The organism is Cohnella thailandensis (genome assembly GCF_014212135.1).
GTDB classification, from domain to species: Bacteria; Bacillota; Bacilli; order Paenibacillales; family Paenibacillaceae; genus Cohnella; species Cohnella thailandensis.
Genome location: NZ_JACJVQ010000013.1, coordinates 313,550 through 333,076 on the forward strand (window position 1 = coordinate 313,550; position 19,527 = coordinate 333,076).

Below are 19,527 nucleotides of genomic sequence, written 5' to 3' on the forward strand. Positions count from 1 at the left end.
CGCGAGCTTAGCTCACTTCATCTTCTGAAGCAATTGAATGCGATACGCTTCGCTTTCGAGCGAGGCGATCTCTTCGGTTTCTTCGGCCGTCAGAACCTTCGGCTCCTTGATCGCTTTGGCGATCAGGAAGATCTTCGCGCTCTCCTCGACGACCTCCGTCCTGTAATAGGCTTCTCGCAGGTTGCGCCCCGTCGTGACGAGACCGTGATTGCCGAGAAGAATCGATGAAGAGTTCGCCTTCTCCACGACAGCATCCGCCAGCCGGTCCGTCGTCGGCAGCACGTAATCGACGTATACCGTCTTCCCGACAAGCGCGGCTTGGTCCGGGAACATGATCGGCAGCTCCTTCTCCACCAGGGTAAAAGCGATGCAATACGGCGGATGCGTATGCACCATGGCGCCGATGCCCGGGTTCTCGCGATAAGCGTACAGATGCATCAGCACCTCCGACGACGGGCGAAGCCCGATATCGGTCACTTCCCCCGTCCCGATGTCCACCTCGACCCATTGCTCCGGCTCGATCTCGTCCAGAGCGAAGCCGCTCGGGGACAAATACATCTTGCCTTCGTGCCGGGCGCTGATGTTGCCTCCCGGTCCGACGACCAGCTTGTTCGCGACGGTCTTCCTGGCATACTTGCACAATTCCTCGCGTATGGCTTGACTGCCCATCCTTTTCTCCCCGCTTTCCGGGACGGAGAACCGGCTTGCGCCGCTCCCCGCCGCCCCGATATCCGTAATCGTCAATTGTTATTTATACAGCGGTCCGAAATTCGAGCATGCGCGATAATCCGCGCCTTCCGATTCCGCCGTTCCGAACAAGCCCCACGCGCGAGGGCGGAACAGCTTGCTCTTCGGCACGTTATGCATGCTGACCGGAATGCGCAGCATCGACGCAAGCGTGATCAGATCCGCTCCGATATGGCCGTAGCTGATCGAACCGTGGTTCGCTCCCCAGTTGTCCATGACGTCGTACACGCTCGAGAACGCGCCGTCTCCCGTCAGCGTCGGAGCGAACCAAGTCGTCGGCCATGTCGGATCCGTCCGCTTGTCGAGCGTCTCGTGCACGTCCGCCGGCAGGTCGACGGAGTAGCCCTCCGCGATCTGAAGGACCGGGCCCACGCCCTTTACCATATTGAGGCGGGACATCGTCATCGGCATGCCGCCGCGCGTCAGGAAGTCCGAGGAGAAGCCGCCCCCGCGGAAATACTCGACCGAAGCCGGGCGCCAGGAGGTGGCGTCCAAGCACTTCTGCGCTTCTTCCGGCGTGATCTCCCAGAACGGCTTCATGACCGGCCGGCCGTCCTTCGTCTGTTCGCCCGTGCCGTCCAGCGTCGCCGCGCCGGAATTGATCAGATGCAGCATGCCGCCCGCGGCGGCTCCGCTCAGCTTATGTCCGGTGACGCGCTCGACGGCGTCCGGGCTCCAGTACGTGCGGACGTCCGCGAAGATCTGCGCCGTGTTCGTCAAGAGGTAGCCGAACAGCATGACGACGCCGTTCAGGCTGTCGTTCTCCGTCGCCACGATATATGGAGCGCGGATGCCGTTCCAGTCGAACGACGAATTGAGCATCGCCTCCATGAAGTCGCCGTTAGGCATATGGTCCGTCCATTGCCGCTGCCCCTGGAAGCCGGATACGATGGCGTTGTGGCCTTGCGCCTCTTCCGCGAAGCCGAGCTCGGCAAGGCGAGGATTGCCGACCATCAGGTCGCGGGCGATGATCGCCATCTTGACGACCGTCTCCCATTCGCCGTCCTTGCGTTCTCGCGAGGATTGGAGATGGGCCGGGTTATTGTCCGGACCTTCCTTGCAGTTCTCCTTCACCCAGGCAAGCGCTTTCTCGTATTCGACCGGATCGAAGATGCCTTCGTTCATGCGGCGGTTGTATTCGCTCATGTCGATGTATTCCGTTCTCATTCCCAAGTAGTCCTGGAAGAAGGAATCGCTTACAATCGAACCCGCGATGCCCATCGAGACGGAGCCCATGGACAAATAGGATTTGCCCTTCATCAGGGCGACCGCGAGACCGGCGCGCGCGAAGCCGAGCAGCTTGCCCTTCACGTCCTCCGGAATGTCGGTCGTCCCCGCGTCCTGCACGTCCTCGCCGTAGATGCCGAATGCCGGCAATCCCTTCTGAGCGTGAGCGGATAGCACCGCCGCCAGGTAAACCGCGCCCGGACGTTCCGTGCCGTTGAAGCCCCAGATCGCTTTCGGAACGCTCGGATCCATGTCCATCGTCTCGGTGCCGTAGCACCAGCACGGCGTTACGGTTATCGATACCCCTACGTTCTCGCGGGCGAACTTCGCGGCCGCCGCGGCGGATTCCGCCACGCCGCCGATCGTGCCGTCGGCGATCACGCACTCCACGGGAGAGCCGTCCGGATAGCGAAGATGGTCCTTAATCAGCTTGGCGACGCCGATCGCCATGTTCATCGTTTGCTCTTCCAGCGACTCGCGCACGCCTTTGCGCCGCCCGTCGATCGTCGGCCGGATGCCGATCTTGGGGAATTCGCCTTTCCATCGGAACGCTTGCTGTGTCATCCCTCGCACCTCCAAAAGGTTATAAAAAATGTTATCGATAACATCAAATTAGCAGGGATAATGCTTGCTGTCAATCCATAACTTCGTTAAGATAAAAACAAACAAAGACAAGTAAGGGGCTCTGCATGTGGTTACGATCTATGATATCGCCGCGCAAGCGGGCGTATCCGCGATGACCGTGTCCAGGGTTATCAATAACACTGGCAAAATCAGCGACAAAACGAGGGCGAAGGTTCGAAGGGTCATGGAGGAGCTGAATTACGTTCCCAACCATATGGCCCGCAGCCTCGTTCTTCAACAGAGCAAGCTGCTGTTCCTGCTGATCACGGATATAACGAATCCGTTCTATACGACGCTGGCCAGAGGCGCGGAGGATGCCGCCAAGAAGCAAGGCTATCGCCTGCTGTTCGGCAACTCCGACGAGAATGCCGAGAAGGAGAAGGACTACGTCGACACGATCCTGTCGACAAGGGCCGACGGCGTGCTCGTCGCTCCCGCCGGCGACGCGTCGCTGTCGCACCTGGAGAGCCTTCGCCGGCACAACGTCCCGTTCGTGCTGCTCGACCGCGAGGTACCCGGCATGGACAGCGACGTCGTGCTGGGAGACACGAAGGAAGGAGCGCGCAAGCTGGTCGACCACCTGACCTCGCTCGGGCATCGCCGGATCGCGTTGATCAACGGCCTGCCCGCGATTTCGAGCGCGCGCCTGCGGCTCGAAGGCTATCGGGAGGCGCTCAAGCTGAACGATCTCCATTACGATGAACAATACGTGCTGGAGTCCGCGTTCGAGCCGAAGAGCGATCTCTCGGATATCGAGAGCTGGCTCGATTCGATGGATCCGCCGCCGACCGCGATCGTCGCCGGCAACAACGTGCTCGCCGTCGAGGTGATCCGCACGCTGCACGGCCGCGGCATCCGCGTGCCCGACGACCTCTCGGTCGTCGGCTTCGACGATCTCGGTCCCTATTCGGAGATCGATCCGTTCCTGACCGTCATCTCGCAGCAAGCCTATCAATTCGGCTATCTCGGCATGCAGATGCTCATCGAGCGAATCGAGGAGCGGGATAGCTTGCCGCAGCCTTGGCGACGCATCGTCCTTCCGGCCGAGCTGATCGTGCGGAGATCGGCCGCTCAGCTTCCGTTCAGTTGAACTCCGGCTTCAAGGCAAGCTCGCGAAAGTCGATCCAGCCATACGGATTATAACGGTTCGTCCCCAGCAGCTTCGGATGGTAGAAGGCCGTCTGCTTCAAGTGGTAGAGATGGAGGAGAGAAGCGGAGGCTTCAAGAACCTCTTCCATCCGGCGAAGATGACCCATCCGAGCATCCGGGTCCTGTTCTCCGGACAAATCCCGGCCGAGCTTAGCCAAGATCGCCTTTGTGTCCGCGTCGAAGAATGGGGATAAGCCAATGCGAGAATCGAACAGCAAGCGAAGCAGATCCGCCTCGCGATTGGTCGTCGTAACCGCATTGAAGAGCAGCAAATCCGCCTCGGCGGCAAGACCGGCGAAGTCGTCCCACCTCTCGTCCGGCACGACCCGCACCTCCACCGGGATGCCCGAAGCCGCGCATTCCTTCCGGATCCAACCGGCCGTCCGTTCAAGCGAATGGTTAAGCACGGGGTGGGTCAGCAGCAGGAGAGGCTTTGTCCATTCCTCCGATGACGCTTCTTCCTCCGCGCAATCGCAGCCGAAGTTCCCGATACCTCTTGCGTCCTTCGACCATTCCGGAAAAAAGCTGCGGGACGCGCCGATCCGGCTCCCTCCCAGCTCCTCCACGCATTTGCCGGGATCGATCGCCCGAGCCAGCAACCGGCGCCGATCCGCTCGGCCGAGCTCCCTTCCCCCGCTCCCGTTCATGCAAAGTACCGTACTGCCCCCCTCGACGATTTCGCTTCCTTTGCGAACCGCCTGCCTTCTCCCATGAATCTGAAAAGGGTGCTCATACAAAATAGGCTGTCCCTCCAAGGAGTCGTCGCCGATCCGATCCGCGATAAGCTCCTTGAGAATCCATATCTCGACCGAATCGAGCTGCGCCCTCTCCCGGTAGTAGTCCTCGAACGCTTCCATGACGAGAACCTCCGAATCGTTGCGCGCCAGCTTAAACGGCCCAGTCCCGATCGGCGGCTTGGAGCCGCTCTCCCTCGAGCCGTCGGGTACGACGGACGCTTGCGGGGAAGCCAAGAGATGGAGCAGCACATGGCACGGAGTTCCCGTTCGGACGACGAGCACGTTCGGATCCGGCGCTTCCGCGCCGATAATCCCGGCCCATTCCGCCATCGGAGCCAGCCGTTGAATCGTATATCGGGCATCCGCCGAAGTGAATTCCCTCTTATCGTGAAATTTCACCCCTTTGCGCAGAATGAACCTCCATTCCGTCCCCTTCCTTTCCCAATGGATCGCCAATGCGGGAAGGAACGTTCTTCTTTCCCCCTCCCATCGAACCAGGTTATCGTACAGCTGCCCCGCCATATGAAGCTCCGTTCGCCTTGACGCGTGCAAGGGATCCAAATTCGGCAGCTCCCGATAAAACGGCAGCACCAGCGAATCCGAGCGTCCTCCCGCTTCGGAGCGGCTTCGGAGATCGGGCACCAGACGACGCCCCAGCAGCTCCGCCAGCTCCGTCCGCAGTCCCGAATCCGAGGGCAGGCTGCCCAGAAGCCCGATAGCCGAGCTAAACCCTCTTGCCCCTTCCTTCTCCTTCAACGCCGAAGACACGACCGCAGACAGCTCGGCCAGCAGGGTTATCTTCGAATAATGGCCTCTGCCTTTGCCCGGCTTCCATTCCACCCACCCTAGCCCGGCAAGCTGTTTGACGATGAGCCTCACGTTCCTCGCGGAGCAGCTAAGAACGTCCGACAGCTCCTCCAGAGTCACCTCTCGGTCGCGCTGAGGGAACCGATCCAACAATCGCACATAATGATAGGCCGCCTGCATGAAGCGATTCTCCCTCCGCCCCTTTTTTAATAAAAGAGGAAGTCTTCTTCCTAGAACCTACCCTTTTTGTCCTCTTTTAGCAACCTTAAACTAGTTCTATTGGAAAATGAAGATGACGAGAAAGGCGGAACGAAAGTGGACATTACATTGGGTACGTGGAATCCCGGAAAGGTCGAATGGATGTCGCGGGGCTTGGCCGGAACGGGCTTGCCGATACGCCGTTTGAAGGAAGGCCAGGTTCCGGAAGCGGAGGAGACCGGAAGCAGCTGCGAGGAGAATGCTTTGATCAAAGCTCTTGCGGTCGCCAAGCATGCGGACGGGCCAACCATCGTCGCGGCGGAGGATTCCGGCTTGTTTATCGAAGCTCTGGACGGATTTCCGGGAGTCCGAACGGCAAGGTTCGCCCCGGGGAGCGATGACGATCGCAGCCGCCTTCTGCTGGAACGGCTGAAGGGAGTTCCGATGGAGCGCAGGCATGCCGTCTTCGTCAGCGCGGTAGCCTTGAAGATGCCGGGAGGATTCGGCAAGGTCTTCCGCGGCGAGCTTCGCGGACGAATCGCCATGGAGCCCGTCGGCGATAAGAGCGAGGGGTACGACCGGATCTTTCTGCTGCCGACGGGAATATCTCTCGCTTCTCTTCCTCTCGAGGCCGGTGAAGTCAGGGATCACCGCCGCAAGGCGTTAGCGCTCGCCTCGGAAGGAATCCTCTCCTGGCTGGATGAACGACGAGGCCTCATATGATTTCGGATCGGGCGCTTGCGACGTCGGCGGCCATTTTCGTCACGTTGCTATGGGCTTCCTCCTACATTCTGAACCAATACGCGTTCTCCTCCGGCATCGGACCGTTTACGCTCGCCGGCCTTCGTTACGGGGTCGCGGCATTGGCCTCGGCCGGCGTCGCCGCGCTGCGGCCGCCTCCCTCCGGCGGCGTTCAGGACCGTAAGCTCTCCTGGAAGCTGGCCGCCGTTCTCGGGCTGACCGGCTTTCTGGCCGCGCAAGGCCTGCAATACGCCGGCCAATCGTACGTGTCCCCTACCCAAGCCAGCATGACGCTTGCCATCGGCAACACGTTGATGCTGCTCGCGGCGGACGCGATCTGGCTTCGAGAGCTGAAGAGCCGCCTTGCGCTCGTCGGCGTCTTCGCCGCCCTGGTCGGCATCGCCCTCTTCTATTATCCTTGGCGATTCGATTCCGACAGCCGGGCGGGCCTTCTCTTCCTCTTGTTCTCGTGCGTCGGCTATGCGGTTCACTTGACCTTAAGCCGCTACTTGCTGACCAGAACGCGTCTCCCCGCATCCGCCCTGGTGACGAAACCGATGATTCTGGGCGCCGCCGGAATGCTCGCGGTGGGACTGGCGCTGGAGCCACTCCCCTCTTTTTCGCTCCGTCTTTGCCTGCTCGTCCTGTGGCTGGGGGCGATAAACGGTTCGCTAGCGTTTACCCTTTGGGCATGGTCGCAGCGTCGCTTGCGCGCCTACGAGAGCAGCCTGATCAACAACCTGATGCTGCCCGAGGTTACGGCGATGGACATGGCCGCCTTCGGCAGAAGCCTGTCCTTCCTGCAAGCCATCTCTCTCGGACTCGCAACCGTCGCGATCGCGTTCGTTCAGCTTATTCCGGGGCTGAAGCGGCGCTCGCCGCGGGAGAGACCATAACGGAAGCCGCCGGCTAGCGGTTCTTCCCGCATATGCCATTCGGCTCTATCTCCCAGCCAATTGACCGGGTCCTCCGGAATATTGCCGTTGCCGTACGTCAAGCTGCGCCTTCACCCCTTTCCGGAATTGATTTCTTTGACTCAAGTAAAATAATTTCGGGACTTTCTCGGCGTTCGCCGTCTAGGAGATTGCGTCCATATTTTTGATCGTGTTTATTAAGATGAATCGATCGTAGGGGGGGATCGTTCCTGAGCAAATGGGAGAAGCGGCATAACACGAAGAGGCGACTGATGCTTCAAATCGACATATTGCTTGTAACGGAACTGAGAGCCGTTATTGCGCCTAAAATACGCGTTTTCAAATTCTAACGGAACTGAGAGCCGTTATTCCGAGAAATTACCCCTAAACTAGCCTATTGGATCAAAATAAGGCCCCCCATTTCCGTTAGATTATAAAATAGCCGTTTCGCCCCCTAATAACGTCCGTTAGTTCCGTTAAAACCGGTACGACGCAACAAATGGGGAACGCATATAAAAACAAAGGATCGACGGACCCCAGTCCGCCGACCCAACGTAACCAATATCCTCCTAAAACCCAACCGAATGCCCGGTCAGTCCTGAGCCGGAGTGCCGCAGCTCGGGCAGAACTTCGCGCCCGGAGCGAGCTCCGCGCCGCAGTTGCTGCAGAACGCCGTTGCCGTCTCGGCTTCCGGTTCCGTATCGAGGTCCGGCGCGCCGACGGTTTCTTCCGCGTCCACGACCTCGGACTCCGCCGGGATGTTGTCTACGGGCACCGCAGGGACCGGCACCGGATCGAACTTGTGTCCGCACGACGGGCAGAACTTCGTGTCGTAGGAGACCGTGTTGCCGCAGACGCATTCCTTCTCGTTGCGAAGCTCGCGGATTCGATCCTCCAGCGCTTCGATATCCTTGCGGATGCCGCTGATCGCTTCGCACTCCGGAATGATCTGGCTCTCCGCCTGGGACAGGTCCTTGGCCAAATATGCGTTATATACAGCCTCGCCGATATGCGCGAATCGCTTGTCGATATCCTTGCGCTTGCCGGAGATCTGGGTGTGCAGCTTCGTGATCTCGACCGTCTGCTGCGCCTTCTCCGTGGCGGTCGATACGCCCTTGCTGACCGTCTCCGTAAACTTCTTCAGAAAACTCATCTTCATCCGCCTCCAATTCGTTACTATTATCCCATACGCAGCCGGCCCCGTCACGGTTCCGGAAGTCTCCATTGTTCAGGGATTCAAGGTTCTCGCGGGATCCTCCCGCTTCCCCGTCCTGCCGGATGAGACATACCTCAAGCTTATGATCGACAGGTATACGATAAGAATAAGCAGAGCGAACAAGATTGTAAAGATAAAGCCTCGATAATTCAGCCCGTCCTTTACGCCTTCGATCAACCGGAACGGAGAGAACAGAACGTCCCAGCTGTTCAAGCGAATGACCCTTCCCAGGTATACTCCGAAGCCGCCGAGGACGGAGACGACGAGGATGAACAGCCAGCCCGCCGCCGCTCCCAGATAGCTTTTGACAAGCTCATGGAATTGGTACATCGATAAATACCCGAGCATCAAGCCGCACCAGGAGAAAAGGAAGTACGTGATCAGGTCGAACCACAAGATCAACGAGCGCGAATCCCAACCAAGAGAATGCTCGATAAAGACATGAATAAGGTCCGTGACCAGGTAGGGCGCGTTCGGATAGAACAGCATCCAAGCGATTCCGATCGCAACCAGCGAGGGAATCTTGACTTTCTCGCTCAGGACCTTATTGGAGCCGATCAAGACGGCCGTCATGGAAGCGATCAACGGCAGCCAGGCCAGAAACAAGTTCCAGAGCAGGAACCCATGGCGGAATACCTCCGTTTGGTAGCCGCGAACGACGAGAAGAGCAACGCAGAGAACCGTCGTTCCGCATAAGGCGAAGAAGGCGGGGACGAACGGCGTGGAATCCGACTGGGCATAAGATCGTTTCAAGCTCATCTATTGTACCTCCTATTGATCCGGCTAGAATGGAACGATTTGATTTTCGTTGGCCTAACCTTCGATTCGTTTATCTCTTATTAAGTTCTTCGTCAATCGGGCTCCACCTTCTTATGCACGCTGATAGAATGAGAAGAAGCTAGATAACGATCACGAGGAGGTAGAGCGAACTTGTCCCGATTCAAGCTATCCGTATTCACTGTTTCTACTCCGGAACTTACCCACGCGCAGACATGCGAAGCGGCCAAGGAGGCCGGCGTTGAAGGCATCGAGTGGAGATGCAAGGAGACGCCCGCAGCCGCCCTTAGCGAATCCCCTTCGTTCTGGGGCAACAACCGCTCGACCCTTGCGCCGTCCGCAACCGCGGAAGAGTTGACTTCCGTTCGGGAGTCGATCGCGAAGAACGGCCTTCGATCCATCGCGCTCGTGCCGTATCTGACTTGCGGTGACCTCGAAGGGACGGAAGCGCTGTTCCGGCTGGCGAAGTCCATCGGGGCATCCATGATCCGGGTCGGAGTTCCGGGCTATCAACCCGAGATCGGACACGGCAAGCTGTTCGAGAGCGCCGTCCGCTACCTGGACAAGGTCGAAGGCATGGCCGGCGAGTTCGGAATCAAAGCCTTGATCGAGATTCATCACGGCACGATTCTCCCGAGCGCGTCCGCGGCCTATCGGCTCGCCTCGCGGTACTCCCCGGAACGCATCGGCGTCCTGCTCGATCCTGGCAACATGATCTATGAAGGCATGGAGAACTTCCGGATGGGGATGGAGATTCTCGGCCCTTATCTTGCTCACGTGCACGTGAAGAACGCGGGCTGGGAGCCGAAGAGGCTGCTTCCGGACGGAAGCGAGCACCCCAACGCCGCCAAGGCGTTCGGCGCGCCCGGACCGGATGGCGACCCGCTCGCTCCGGTCGAATGGACGTGCGGCTGGCGCTCTATCGCCAGCGGAGCGGTCCCATGGAAGCAAATTCTGCGCGACCTGGACGCGGTCGGCTATGACGGCTGGCTCGGCGTCGAGGACTTCAGCAATACCTACTCCTCGCCCGAAATGCTGCGCACCTTCGTTAAGCAGATTCGGACCTGGGAGGACGAGCTCGGCCTTAAGAGCTCGTAACGCAAGAACCGGCCGGGCGCCAATCGCGCCGGCCGGTTCTTCGTTTCTCCCGAGGGTATTTCCGAGCTTAAGAGATGGCGCCTTTACGCTCCCAATCCAGCGAAGACGCCGTGGATACGAGCTGCTCCCGTTTGCGCAAGTACTTGCAAACCGAGCTGATATAGGTGGCGTGGGACCAAGTGAGCGGCGCGACGGACAGCGGGGTGCCGTCGAGCGGGTGCAGCTGCTCGGGAAGATTGCCTCCCTGCAGCGTTCCCCCGCACACCTTCTCCAGCGTCGCCCGGGGAGCTTCGAGATCCTCCAGCCTCTTCGCCGTCTCGATCTGGAAGTTAGCCACCCAGAGCGTGCAGATGATCCACGGATTGCCGGGAACGTGCTCCACGTCGTCGCTCTGCTGGAAGTAATAATCGTCCGTATACCTCGCGATGCCTCCGATGTCCGTCTGAATGGCGAGCCCCGAAGCGATGGCGTTCATCGTCTTGGCGACGCGCTCGTCATCGGCTGGAAGCACCCCGAATTCGAAGAGGCCGAACAAGCTGCTCTCCAGCGTCATATCCTTGACCCAGACGCCGTCCCGCTGCACCAGCCCTCGGGCGAAACGCCCCTTCTCCTCGTCCCACAGATGGGTGATCATCCCCATCTTCATCCGTTCCGCCACGTTCCGATAACGGTCGCTCCGTTCGTAGTCGCCGAACAAGTCCGCGAAGTACGCGGCGGCCATCAGCCCGCCGTAGACCGATGCCGTCGTATACGTCCAGATGCCGTAGCGCTCCTCCCACAGGTCGTAGCTCGGAAGCGGCAGCCCGAGCGACGGCTCGATGAAGTCGCACAGGAAGGACGCCGCCTTGCGCACCAGCGTCGGATACAGCGCCTGGGACAGCTCGATCTCCCCTTGCCGCTCGTAATCCTTCCACAAGGCGAACAAGACGAGAGCCGTCTCGTCCTCTTGGATCGGCAGCCGCGGACTGCCCTGAACCACGTACGGGTGCCAGCTCGAGCCGACCGTTCCGTCCGGATTGTACTTGTGATACAGATAGCCTTCCGGCGATAGGGCGCGGTTGCAGAAATCGAAGAACGGAGCGATCGTGCCGTGGTAGCCCGCCAGGCTCATCGCGTCGGCGATCAACGCGCCGTCCCGCGGCCACATGTAGCTGTAATGGTCGCGATTGTATTGGAGAATGTCGGTATCGTTCGCGGCCAGGATCGCCCCTCTCTCGTCGATCTGGGTCCGCACGATGAGGAGACTGTGCTTGAACAAGCGAACGACGGATGGCGGCAGATCCCCGAAGTCATCGCCCACCTTGGACAGCCAATTGTTCCAATAAATGACGATGCGGCTGAGCAGCTTCTCCGGATGGCTCTCCTGCACGTATTGGTCGAGACGCTTCACTTCCTCCAGGTCGCTGCCGACCGACATCCAATAATAGAAGGTGCTCTCGCTGCCTCCCGGCACGTCCGCCCGGAAGCTGATCGTGCTGTCCACCGAGCCTTGCGCGATGGCGTTGCCCATCAATTCCCCGTCCTCCGCGTCCCGCCACGTGCCTTCGGCCGATTGGAATCGTTTGATCCCCGTGGAGAATTGGAAGATTCCGCCGCCTTGGGAGCGGCCGTTGAACATGAAATAGGAAGAGCGCTTGTAGTGGAAAAGCGTCCGGTTCGCCGGATAATAGGCCGCCGTATCGCCAACCTCGTTGCCGTCGATCATCAGGTCGTGGTGGTAGAACACCCGGACTTCTTTGGCCTCCGCCGTCAGGTTGCGGACGACCACCCTCTTGATATAGATGCATTCCCGTTGGTGGATGCCGTCGTTGATGTGCAGCTCCAGCCCAAGTCCCTCGTGCCTTGCCGTCACGTTCGTCACGAGCGAATTGTCGATGTAGCCCAGCTCGATCTTCCAGCCCGCATCGTCGAGCCAGACGAACTTGCCGTTGCACCAAACCCCGAACCGGCATGTCTGGCCTCCGATATGATTAAGCTGGCCTACAAAGGGGAAATACAAATCCCTCATGTATCCGTTTCTGTCCAGATTGATCAACATTTTCCCGTTCCCGATAACCAGATGGCGTGCCATGTCGTAAGACCCCTTCCTTAGTTAGCAAGTTCGCGATAGAGTCGGTTGTATTCCTTGGCCGAACGTTCCCAGCCGTAATCCTTCTTCGCGCCGTTCGCGACGATCTTCTCCCACTCCTCGGGACGCCGGTAGAACGACAGCGCGCGCCGCACCGTATAGATCAAGTCGTGCGCCGAAGCCGGGCCGAAGCTGAAGCCGTTGCCCGTTCCGGCAAATTCATTATATGCCTCGATCGTATCCCGGAGCCCGCCGGTTTCCCGGACGATAGGGACGGTACGGTAGCGCAGGGAGATTAATTGGCTGAGCCCGCAAGGCTCGAACCGCGAAGGCATCAGGAACATGTCCGAGCCCGCGTAGATCCTTCTCGCGAAGCCTTCGTTGAAGCCGAACCAGACGTACAGACGGCCCGGATACCGGTCGATGGCCCGGCGGAACAGCTGCTCGAATTTGGGATCCCCCGACCCGAGAATGACGAGCGCCAGGTCTTCTTCCATCAAGGCGGGCAGCGCCTCCGCGATCAGATCGAAGCCTTTCTGGTCGACCATGCGGGACACGATTCCGATAAGCGGCCGATCCGCGTTCTCCTCGAAGCCGATCTCCCGCTGCAGGGCCAGCTTGTTTTGCCGCTTCTTCGCAAGAGAATGGCGATAGTGCGTCTTGACGTTCGGATCGGTCATCGGGTCGTAGCTCTCGGTATCGATCCCGTTCACGATGCCCCATAAATCCCACGACCTCATTCGCAGCACTCCGTCCAGCTTTTCCCCGTATTCCCAGGTCTGAATCTCGCGCGCGTACGTCGGGCTGACCGTCGTCAGCTTATCCGCGTATCGCAGGCCCGCTTTCATGCAGTTGCCGTCGCCGTAGAACTCGATTCCGTCCTCGGTGAACAAATCGTCGCCGGCCGATAGCACGTCCTTCAGCTTCTCGCGGGAGAACACGCCTTGGTATTGCAGGTTGTGAATCGTAAAAACCGTGCGAATGTGCCGAAGCGCCGGATAATGGGAATACCGGGTGCGAAGCAGCATCGGAATGAGACCCGTCTGCCAATCGTGGCAATGCAGGATGTCGGGAAGCTTGTCCTTCGCCGAACGCGCGAGCACCTCCAGGACGGCGAAGTTGAAGAAGGCGTAACGCTCGATCTCCTCTTCGCCGTATCCGTACAGATAATGCCGGTGGAAAAAGTACTCGTTGTCGATCAACAGGAACCTCACCCCGTCCAGGGTCACCTCGAACAAGCCGCAGTATTGAAGCCGCCAGCCGAGCGAGACGTTAAAATGCTCCAGGAACGTCGCTTGGTCCGCGATCTCCTTCGGGATCGCTCCGTACTTGGGCAGCAGCACCGTCACTTCCGCTCCCAGCTTGCCTAACGCCTTGGGAAGCGCTCCGACGACGTCCGCAAGGCCTCCCGATTTAACGAGAGGCACCGCTTCGGACGCCGCGAACCAGACTTTCATGGAATTCCCCCTTGAATTAAATAACGTTGCGTTTCAAGGCCAGAAACGGCATCTCCGACGTTCCTTTCAGCTGCTGCAGAGGGCGAATCTCCACTTCCTTGTCGAGAATGCAATTCTCCAGGGATCCGTTCTCCCCGATGACGCCGTTCTGCATCACGATGCTGTTGCGGACGACCGCGCCCCTGCGAACCTTCACCCCGCGGAACAGGATGCTGTTCTCGACCGTTCCTTCGATCTCGCAGCCGTTCGCCACCAGCGAATGGATGGCGTTCGAGCCGGAGCGGTAACGGCTCGGCGGCTCATCCTTGACCTTCGTATAGATCGGACCCGGACGGAAGAACAGCTCGTTCCAGACGTCCGGATTCAGCAGCTCCATGTTGTGGCGATAGTAGGCCGGAATCGTGTTGACGACCCCAAGGTAACCGTCGTGCAGATAGGCGTTCACCTTCAGCTCGGTCAGCCTCGGAAGAATCGCATGCCGGACGAGATGATCCTTCCCCTGCGCCAGCGAGGTCGCGACCAGGTCGATGAGAAGATCCTTGCGCATGACGTACATCTCCATCGAAACGAGGTCGCTGGTCAGCCGTCCGAAATGATCCTGCATCTCCACGACTCGGCCGCTTGCGTCTAGCTTCACCTTGCGGGTCAACCCCGTCTGCGCGTGCGGCCATTTTTTGCACACGACCGTGATATCCGCATCGCGCTCCCGGTGCTGCTCCAGAATCGCCGCGAAATCCACGTTGCAGGCCATGTGGCTGCGGGCGATGACGACGTATTCCAGCGAGCTGCGCGCGAAGTAGTCGCGATTGCGGTAGAACTGGTAGAGATCGCCCTTGCCGAAGTCGGTCATGTCCTCCATGGCGGGAGGCAGCACGAACAGCCCGCTCTGCTTGCGATGAAGATCCCAGTTGCCGCCCGAGCCCAGATGATCCATCAAGGAGCGGAATTTCGTATGGGCGAAGACGGCCACCCGGGGCACCCCGGAATTGACCATCGAAGAGAGAACGAAGTCGATCAGCCGGTAACGGCCGGCGAACGGAACCGTCGCCAGGCAGCGGTTCGCCGTCAAGGAGCCCATCTCCTCCGTCTCGTGAATCAGGTTGATGACGCCCATCATCGGGAGCTTCATATCGGATTCGCCTCCTCTAGCGGCTTCTCGGCATTCACGACGGCTCCGCTTCCGACCACGGCGATCTCTTCGGAATCGACGCTGCCCACCTGGCAGCCTTCGCCGACGACGGCCCCTTCCCCGACGATCGCGCGGATCACCTTCGCCCCCCGCCCGACGATCGCGTTCGGCATGATGACGGAGTCCTCGACCACGCTTCCTTCTCCGATTTTGACGCCGTGGAACAAGACGGACCGGTTCACCGAGCCTTCCACGACGCTTCCTTCGTTGATCATCGAGCTTAGAACGGTCGCTTCCGGGGACAAGTACTGCGCCGGTCGGTTCGGGTTCACCGAATAAATGCGCCAGTCCCGGTCGTACAGGTCCAGCGACGGCTCATCCTCCAGCAGATCCATGTTGGCCTCCCACAGGCTCTCGATCGTCCCGACGTCCTTCCAATACCCTTCGAATCGATAGGAATGCAGCCTCGATTGATCCGCGAGCAGCTTCGGAATGATGTCCTTGCCGAAATCGTGGGACGAATGCGAATCCGCCTCATCCTGAATAAGAGACTCTCTCAACACTTTCCACGAGAAAATATAGACGCCCATCGATGCTAGATTGCTCTTCGGCTGCTTCGGCTTCTCGGCGAATTCGACGACTCTGCCTTCCTCGTCGACGCTCAGGATGCCGAAGCGGCTCGCATCCGCCCAAGGGACCGTAATGACCGCGATCGTCGCGTCCGCGCAGGTTTTTTTGTGCTGCTCCAGCATGAGTCCGTAATCCATCTTGTAGATATGGTCGCCCGAAATGATCAAGACGTACTCCGGTTCGTATCTCTCTATGAAACCGATATTCTGATAAATGGCGTTCGCCGTTCCTTTATACCAGACGCCGCCCTTCTGGCGAACGTAAGGGGGAAGGACGTGCATGCCCCCCTCGCGGCGATCGAGCCCCCACGGACTTCCGATTCCGAGATAGCGATTCAAGACGAGCGGCTGGTACTGGGTCAGCACCCCCACGGTCTCGATGCCGGAATTGACGCAATTGCTAAGGGTAAAGTCGATAATGCGGTATTTGCCTCCGAAATGCACGGCCGGTTTGGCCAAATCTTTCGTGAGCACGCCCAGTCGACGTCCTTCCCCTCCGGCTAGAAGCATGGCGATGCATTCATTGCGGCTCATAGGCACAACTCCTCTCTGTTCGATGGCTCCTTGCCTGCTCACGGGCTGTTACTCTGCCGCGATTCGATCCGGCTCAAGCAATAGGAATGACAACGAAGGCAATGGAAGCTCTATGCTGAACGGCTGCCCGTGCGAAGCCTTGCGAGTTGCCCTGATCCTTCTAGGCATTCGGGTTCCCGATCCTCCGTAGCTGGCGACATCGCTGTTCATGATGATTCGGTAGGTAGTACCGGCAGGCACTCCGATCCGAAACGAAGGATGGGCTTGACGGGAAAAATTGCATACGACGATCAAATGATTTCTTGCGTCGAAGCCTCGGCGAATGAAGGCGAGCACGCTCTGTCCGGCATTGTCCGCGTCGATCCATTGGAAGCCCTCGTAGCCGTGATCCCTCTCCCACAAGGCTTTCTCTTCCAGATAGAGCGCGTTGAGATCGCGGGAATAGCGTTGCATGCCCGCGTGAAGGGGATAGTCCAACAGGAGCCAATCCAGCCCTTCCGCGTCTTTCCATTCGTCGTATTGGCCGAACTCGCCGCCCATGAAGAGCAGCTTCTTGCCGGGGTGCGTCATCCAGTATCCGTAGAAAAGTCGTAGGTTGGCGAATTTCTCTTCGTAGGTTCCGGGCATCTTGTTCAGCAGGGAGCGCTTGCCGTGAACCACTTCGTCGTGCGAGAGAGGAAGTACGTAGTTCTCTGAGAAGGCGTATAGCAGCGAGAAGGTAATCAGATGATGCTTGGCGGGCCGGTCGTTCGGATCGGTCTCCATGTAGCGGAGCATATCGTTCATCCAGCCCATGTTCCACTTGTAGTTGAAGCCTAGGCCGCCCAGATAGGTCGGCGAGGTGACGGCCGGCCAAGCGGACGAATCTTCTGCGATCATCAGAGTATCCGGATGATAGCGGAACACCGTCTCGTTCAGCTTGCGGAGAAAATCGAGGGCTTCCAAGTGCTCCGTGCCCCCATGGCGGTTCAGCGTGTGCATCTCCGGCGGCTTGTCGAAGTTCAGGTCGATCATGCTGGCCACCGCGTCTACCCGGAGGCCGTCGATGTGGAAGNNCGAGATCAGGAAGCTTTGGACCTCGGCTTTGGCGAAGTCGAAGGCGAGCGTTCCCCAGAGCGGCTTCTCCGCGACGCGGGGATCCGAGTGCTCGTAGAGCGGCCCGCCGTCGAATTGCCTTAGGCCGTGGTCGTCCTTGCAGAAGTGCCCGGGCACCCAATCGAGAATGACTCCGATTCCCCGCTGATGGCATCGGTCCACGAGCTCCTGGAGTCCTTCCGGCGGCCCGTATCGGCTTGTCGCCGAATAATAGCCGGTCGCTTGATAACCCCAAGAGGCGTCCAACGGATGTTCATTCAGAGGGAGAACCTCAATGTGGGTGTAGCCCATCTTGACTACATAATCGAGCAGCTCATCCGCTAGCTGCCGATAGGTGCGGAACACCTCGCGTTCTTCCATCTTCCAAGCGCCGAGGTGAACCTCGTACATAAGGATCGGGCGCGTGTAGGGAGGGTTCTTTCTCTTGTGCTCCATCCAGGCTTGATCCTTCCATACGTGCCGGTTCAAATCCGCGACGATGGAAGCCGTGTGGGGGCGAAGCTCGGAACGGTAGGCGAACGGGTCGGATTTCAGCTGCCTGCGGCCGCTTGAATCGATGATTTCGTACTTGTAAGCCGTCCCTTCGCCGATCCCGGAGACGAATCCGGCCCACACGCCGGTCGAACCGACCAGGTGCAGCCGATGTCCCTGCCCGTTCCAGCCATTGAAATCTCCGGCGACGCGCACCTCCCTGGCTTTGGGCGCCCAGACGACGAATCGCACTCCCGCAGCCCCGTCGTACTCATGCTTATGTGCTCCAAATGTACGATAGGCGTGAAACAAGTGACCATTGTTAAACAAATACAACAATTCCGGAGCGAGAAGCGGGGCACTTACGGCCATTGCTTAGAGGCACCTCCTTAGACGGGGATCAGCCAAACGGCAGTTGACAATCGGCTAACATTTTGTCATTTTTCCTTACAAATCACACGGATATTACATTCATTATAGAGGAATAGATCACGATTTTCATCCGTATTTTCATTAATTTTTTGAGATTTCTGTCATTTCGGCAAAAAAAGAGCTCCCTCGCGGAGCCCCTTACACGGAATGGCAAATTTCATGTTAATTCTCTGTTAACTTCGACATTTTCGGAGCTTTTTTTTGCTTACTTGAAAAACGCGATTTTGCGCATCAACTCTTGCGATTCCGACAAAAGCGCTTCCGAGGAAGCGGCTATCTCCTGCATGACCGCCGTCTGTTCCTGCGTCGCCGAATTCACCTCGAGCGCCCCCGTACGGATCGAATCGGCGATCCGCGAGACTTCGTTCGCTTCCCGGAGCGTCCCGCCGGCCTGCTCCGCTTGCTCCGACATCTTGAAGGCGATATGGTCGATGATCTCGCTGACGCGGCGCGCCTCCTTCGCGATTTGGCTCAAGGATGCCGCGGAGGCTTCCCCGTTCTTCGCCTCCCGGTCGGCGACGACGTATTGGCGGTTCATATGGTCCACGACGCCGCCCACCTCGGTTTGAATCTGCGCGATCAGCTCCCGGATGTGGCGCGCCGCGCTTCCGCTCTGCCCCGCCAGCGACTTCACCGCGTCGGCGACGACCCCGAAGCCTCTTCCCTCCTCGCCCGCGCGGGCCGCTTCGATGGCCGCGTTCAACGCGAGAAGCTGCGTTTGGTCCGCGAATTCGCTCACGACGGACGAGATCGTCCCGATCTCTACCGCGTAATCGTTAAGCCGGGCGGCGATTCCGAGCGCCTCCTGGTTCATATCCGAGAGATTCCGCATCCGAACGACCATCGTGCGGAACACCTCTTCGCTGTCGCGAATAGAGTCCATCATCCGGTCCGTCAGCGCCCTTGCGTCCTCCGCTTGCTCGTCCAATTGCTTGGATGCCCGAGACAGGTCCTGCACGGAACGCGTCATCCCTTCGGCGGAAGAAGACTGGCGGACGCTGCCGTCCGAGATCCGTTCCGCTTGATGCGAGATCTGCTCGATCTGGCGAGCGGCCTCGCCGATCGCCCCCTGAAGCTCCGCGACATGGCGGCTCGCCGTCTGCGAATGGTCCTTGATGCCGCCGATGATCGAAGCGAGCCTTGTCTGCATCTCTTCGAAAGAACGTCCGAGCCTGGACAGCTCGTCGTCCGAATCGCGGACCATGACCCGCTCCGCCAGCTTGCCTTCCGCCGCTTGCTGCGTGGCGGCGGTCAGAGCCAGGAGCGGCCGAAGCAGCCATTTGGCGAACAGGTAGCCGAACAAGGACGTCCAGAGGATGCCAAGCACCAATGTGATGACGATGAACCACTCGTTGGAGATCGCGTCGAATCGTTTTTCCAATACCAATAAACAGAAAGCGCTTGTCCCATAAGTGATCATGGAGACGAGCGTGATTCCAAGCACTAATTTCTTGACGATTCCGAATCTGATAGCCAT

Annotated in this window: 15 protein-coding genes; 4 read left to right on the forward strand and 11 right to left on the reverse strand. The window is 59.1% G+C overall.

Features of this window, described 5'->3' with window-relative positions:
• Positions 1–12: 12 nt before the first annotated feature.
• The gene (locus H7B67_RS15740; RefSeq protein ID WP_185120787.1) at positions 13–669 is read right to left on the reverse strand and encodes a class II aldolase/adducin family protein; all 657 of its coding nucleotides are present in this window, start codon (positions 667–669) and stop codon (positions 13–15) included.
• 78 nt (positions 670–747) lie between these two features.
• A complete protein-coding gene (locus H7B67_RS15745) occupies positions 748–2,538 on the reverse strand; it encodes an L-fucose isomerase (protein ID WP_185120788.1) in 1,791 nt (596 codons plus the stop codon).
• Positions 2,539–2,665: 127 nt separating this feature from the next.
• Here H7B67_RS15745 and H7B67_RS15750 point away from each other — a divergent pair, with 127 nt between their 5' ends.
• The gene (locus H7B67_RS15750; RefSeq protein WP_185120789.1) at positions 2,666–3,688 is read left to right on the forward strand and encodes a substrate-binding domain-containing protein; all 1,023 of its coding nucleotides are present in this window, start codon (positions 2,666–2,668) and stop codon (positions 3,686–3,688) included.
• Here H7B67_RS15750 and H7B67_RS15755 read toward each other — a convergent pair.
• Positions 3,681–5,471: an ABC transporter substrate-binding protein gene (locus tag H7B67_RS15755; RefSeq protein ID WP_185120790.1), complete on the reverse strand. Its 1,791-nt coding sequence runs from the start codon at positions 5,469–5,471 to the stop codon at positions 3,681–3,683. The two genes, H7B67_RS15750 and H7B67_RS15755, sit on opposite strands and share 8 nt — an antisense overlap.
• A 135-nt stretch (positions 5,472–5,606) precedes the next feature.
• Between H7B67_RS15755 and H7B67_RS15760 the strand changes: the two genes are divergently transcribed.
• Together H7B67_RS15760 and H7B67_RS15765 are read left to right on the forward strand one after the other, a co-directional pair.
• Positions 5,607–6,212 carry a non-canonical purine NTP pyrophosphatase gene (locus tag H7B67_RS15760; RefSeq protein WP_185120791.1) on the forward strand — a complete coding sequence of 202 codons (606 nt, stop codon included), beginning with the start codon at positions 5,607–5,609 and terminating at the stop codon, positions 6,210–6,212.
• Complete coding sequence (locus tag H7B67_RS15765) at positions 6,209–7,126, forward strand: DMT family transporter (protein ID WP_185120792.1); 918 nt, start codon at positions 6,209–6,211, stop codon at positions 7,124–7,126. Before H7B67_RS15760 ends, H7B67_RS15765 begins: the two co-directional genes overlap by 4 nt.
• A 610-nt stretch (positions 7,127–7,736) precedes the next feature.
• Here H7B67_RS15765 and H7B67_RS15770 read toward each other — a convergent pair.
• Both H7B67_RS15770 and H7B67_RS15775 read right to left on the reverse strand, forming a co-directional pair.
• The gene (locus H7B67_RS15770) at positions 7,737–8,297 is read right to left on the reverse strand and encodes a zinc ribbon domain-containing protein (RefSeq protein ID WP_185120793.1); all 561 of its coding nucleotides are present in this window, start codon (positions 8,295–8,297) and stop codon (positions 7,737–7,739) included.
• 75 nt (positions 8,298–8,372) lie between these two features.
• Positions 8,373–9,119 carry a DUF1361 domain-containing protein gene (locus H7B67_RS15775; protein ID WP_185120794.1) on the reverse strand — a complete coding sequence of 249 codons (747 nt, stop codon included), beginning with the start codon at positions 9,117–9,119 and terminating at the stop codon, positions 8,373–8,375.
• A gap of 171 nt (positions 9,120–9,290) precedes the next feature.
• Between H7B67_RS15775 and H7B67_RS15780 the strand changes: the two genes are divergently transcribed.
• Positions 9,291–10,235, forward strand: coding sequence for a sugar phosphate isomerase/epimerase family protein (locus H7B67_RS15780; protein WP_185120795.1), 945 nt, complete (start codon positions 9,291–9,293; stop codon positions 10,233–10,235).
• A 67-nt stretch (positions 10,236–10,302) separates the two neighbouring features.
• Here the strand turns inward: H7B67_RS15780 and H7B67_RS15785 are convergent, their stop codons facing one another.
• The 6 genes from H7B67_RS15785 to H7B67_RS15810 all read right to left on the reverse strand — a co-directional run bounded on the left by H7B67_RS15785 (position 10,303) and on the right by H7B67_RS15810 (position 19,527).
• The gene (locus H7B67_RS15785) at positions 10,303–12,306 is read right to left on the reverse strand and encodes a glycoside hydrolase family 15 protein (protein WP_185120796.1); all 2,004 of its coding nucleotides are present in this window, start codon (positions 12,304–12,306) and stop codon (positions 10,303–10,305) included.
• 17 nt (positions 12,307–12,323) lie between these two features.
• Positions 12,324–13,760, reverse strand: a complete 1,437-nt coding sequence (gene glgA, locus H7B67_RS15790) for a glycogen synthase GlgA (RefSeq protein WP_185120797.1) — start codon at positions 13,758–13,760, stop codon at positions 12,324–12,326.
• Positions 13,761–13,776: 16 nt separating this feature from the next.
• Positions 13,777–14,889 carry a glucose-1-phosphate adenylyltransferase subunit GlgD gene (glgD, locus tag H7B67_RS15795; protein ID WP_185120798.1) on the reverse strand — a complete coding sequence of 371 codons (1,113 nt, stop codon included), beginning with the start codon at positions 14,887–14,889 and terminating at the stop codon, positions 13,777–13,779.
• Positions 14,886–16,052: a glucose-1-phosphate adenylyltransferase gene (locus H7B67_RS15800; protein ID WP_185120799.1), complete on the reverse strand. Its 1,167-nt coding sequence runs from the start codon at positions 16,050–16,052 to the stop codon at positions 14,886–14,888. The genes glgD and H7B67_RS15800 overlap by 4 nt, the downstream gene beginning before the upstream one ends.
• Before the next feature lie 48 nt (positions 16,053–16,100).
• Complete coding sequence (gene glgB / locus H7B67_RS15805; protein ID WP_185120800.1) at positions 16,101–17,990, reverse strand: 1,4-alpha-glucan branching protein GlgB; 1,890 nt, start codon at positions 17,988–17,990, stop codon at positions 16,101–16,103.
• 265 nt (positions 17,991–18,255) lie between these two features.
• On the reverse strand, positions 18,256–19,527 hold the full coding sequence (locus H7B67_RS15810; RefSeq protein WP_185120801.1) for a methyl-accepting chemotaxis protein: 1,272 nt from the start codon (positions 19,525–19,527) through the stop codon (positions 18,256–18,258).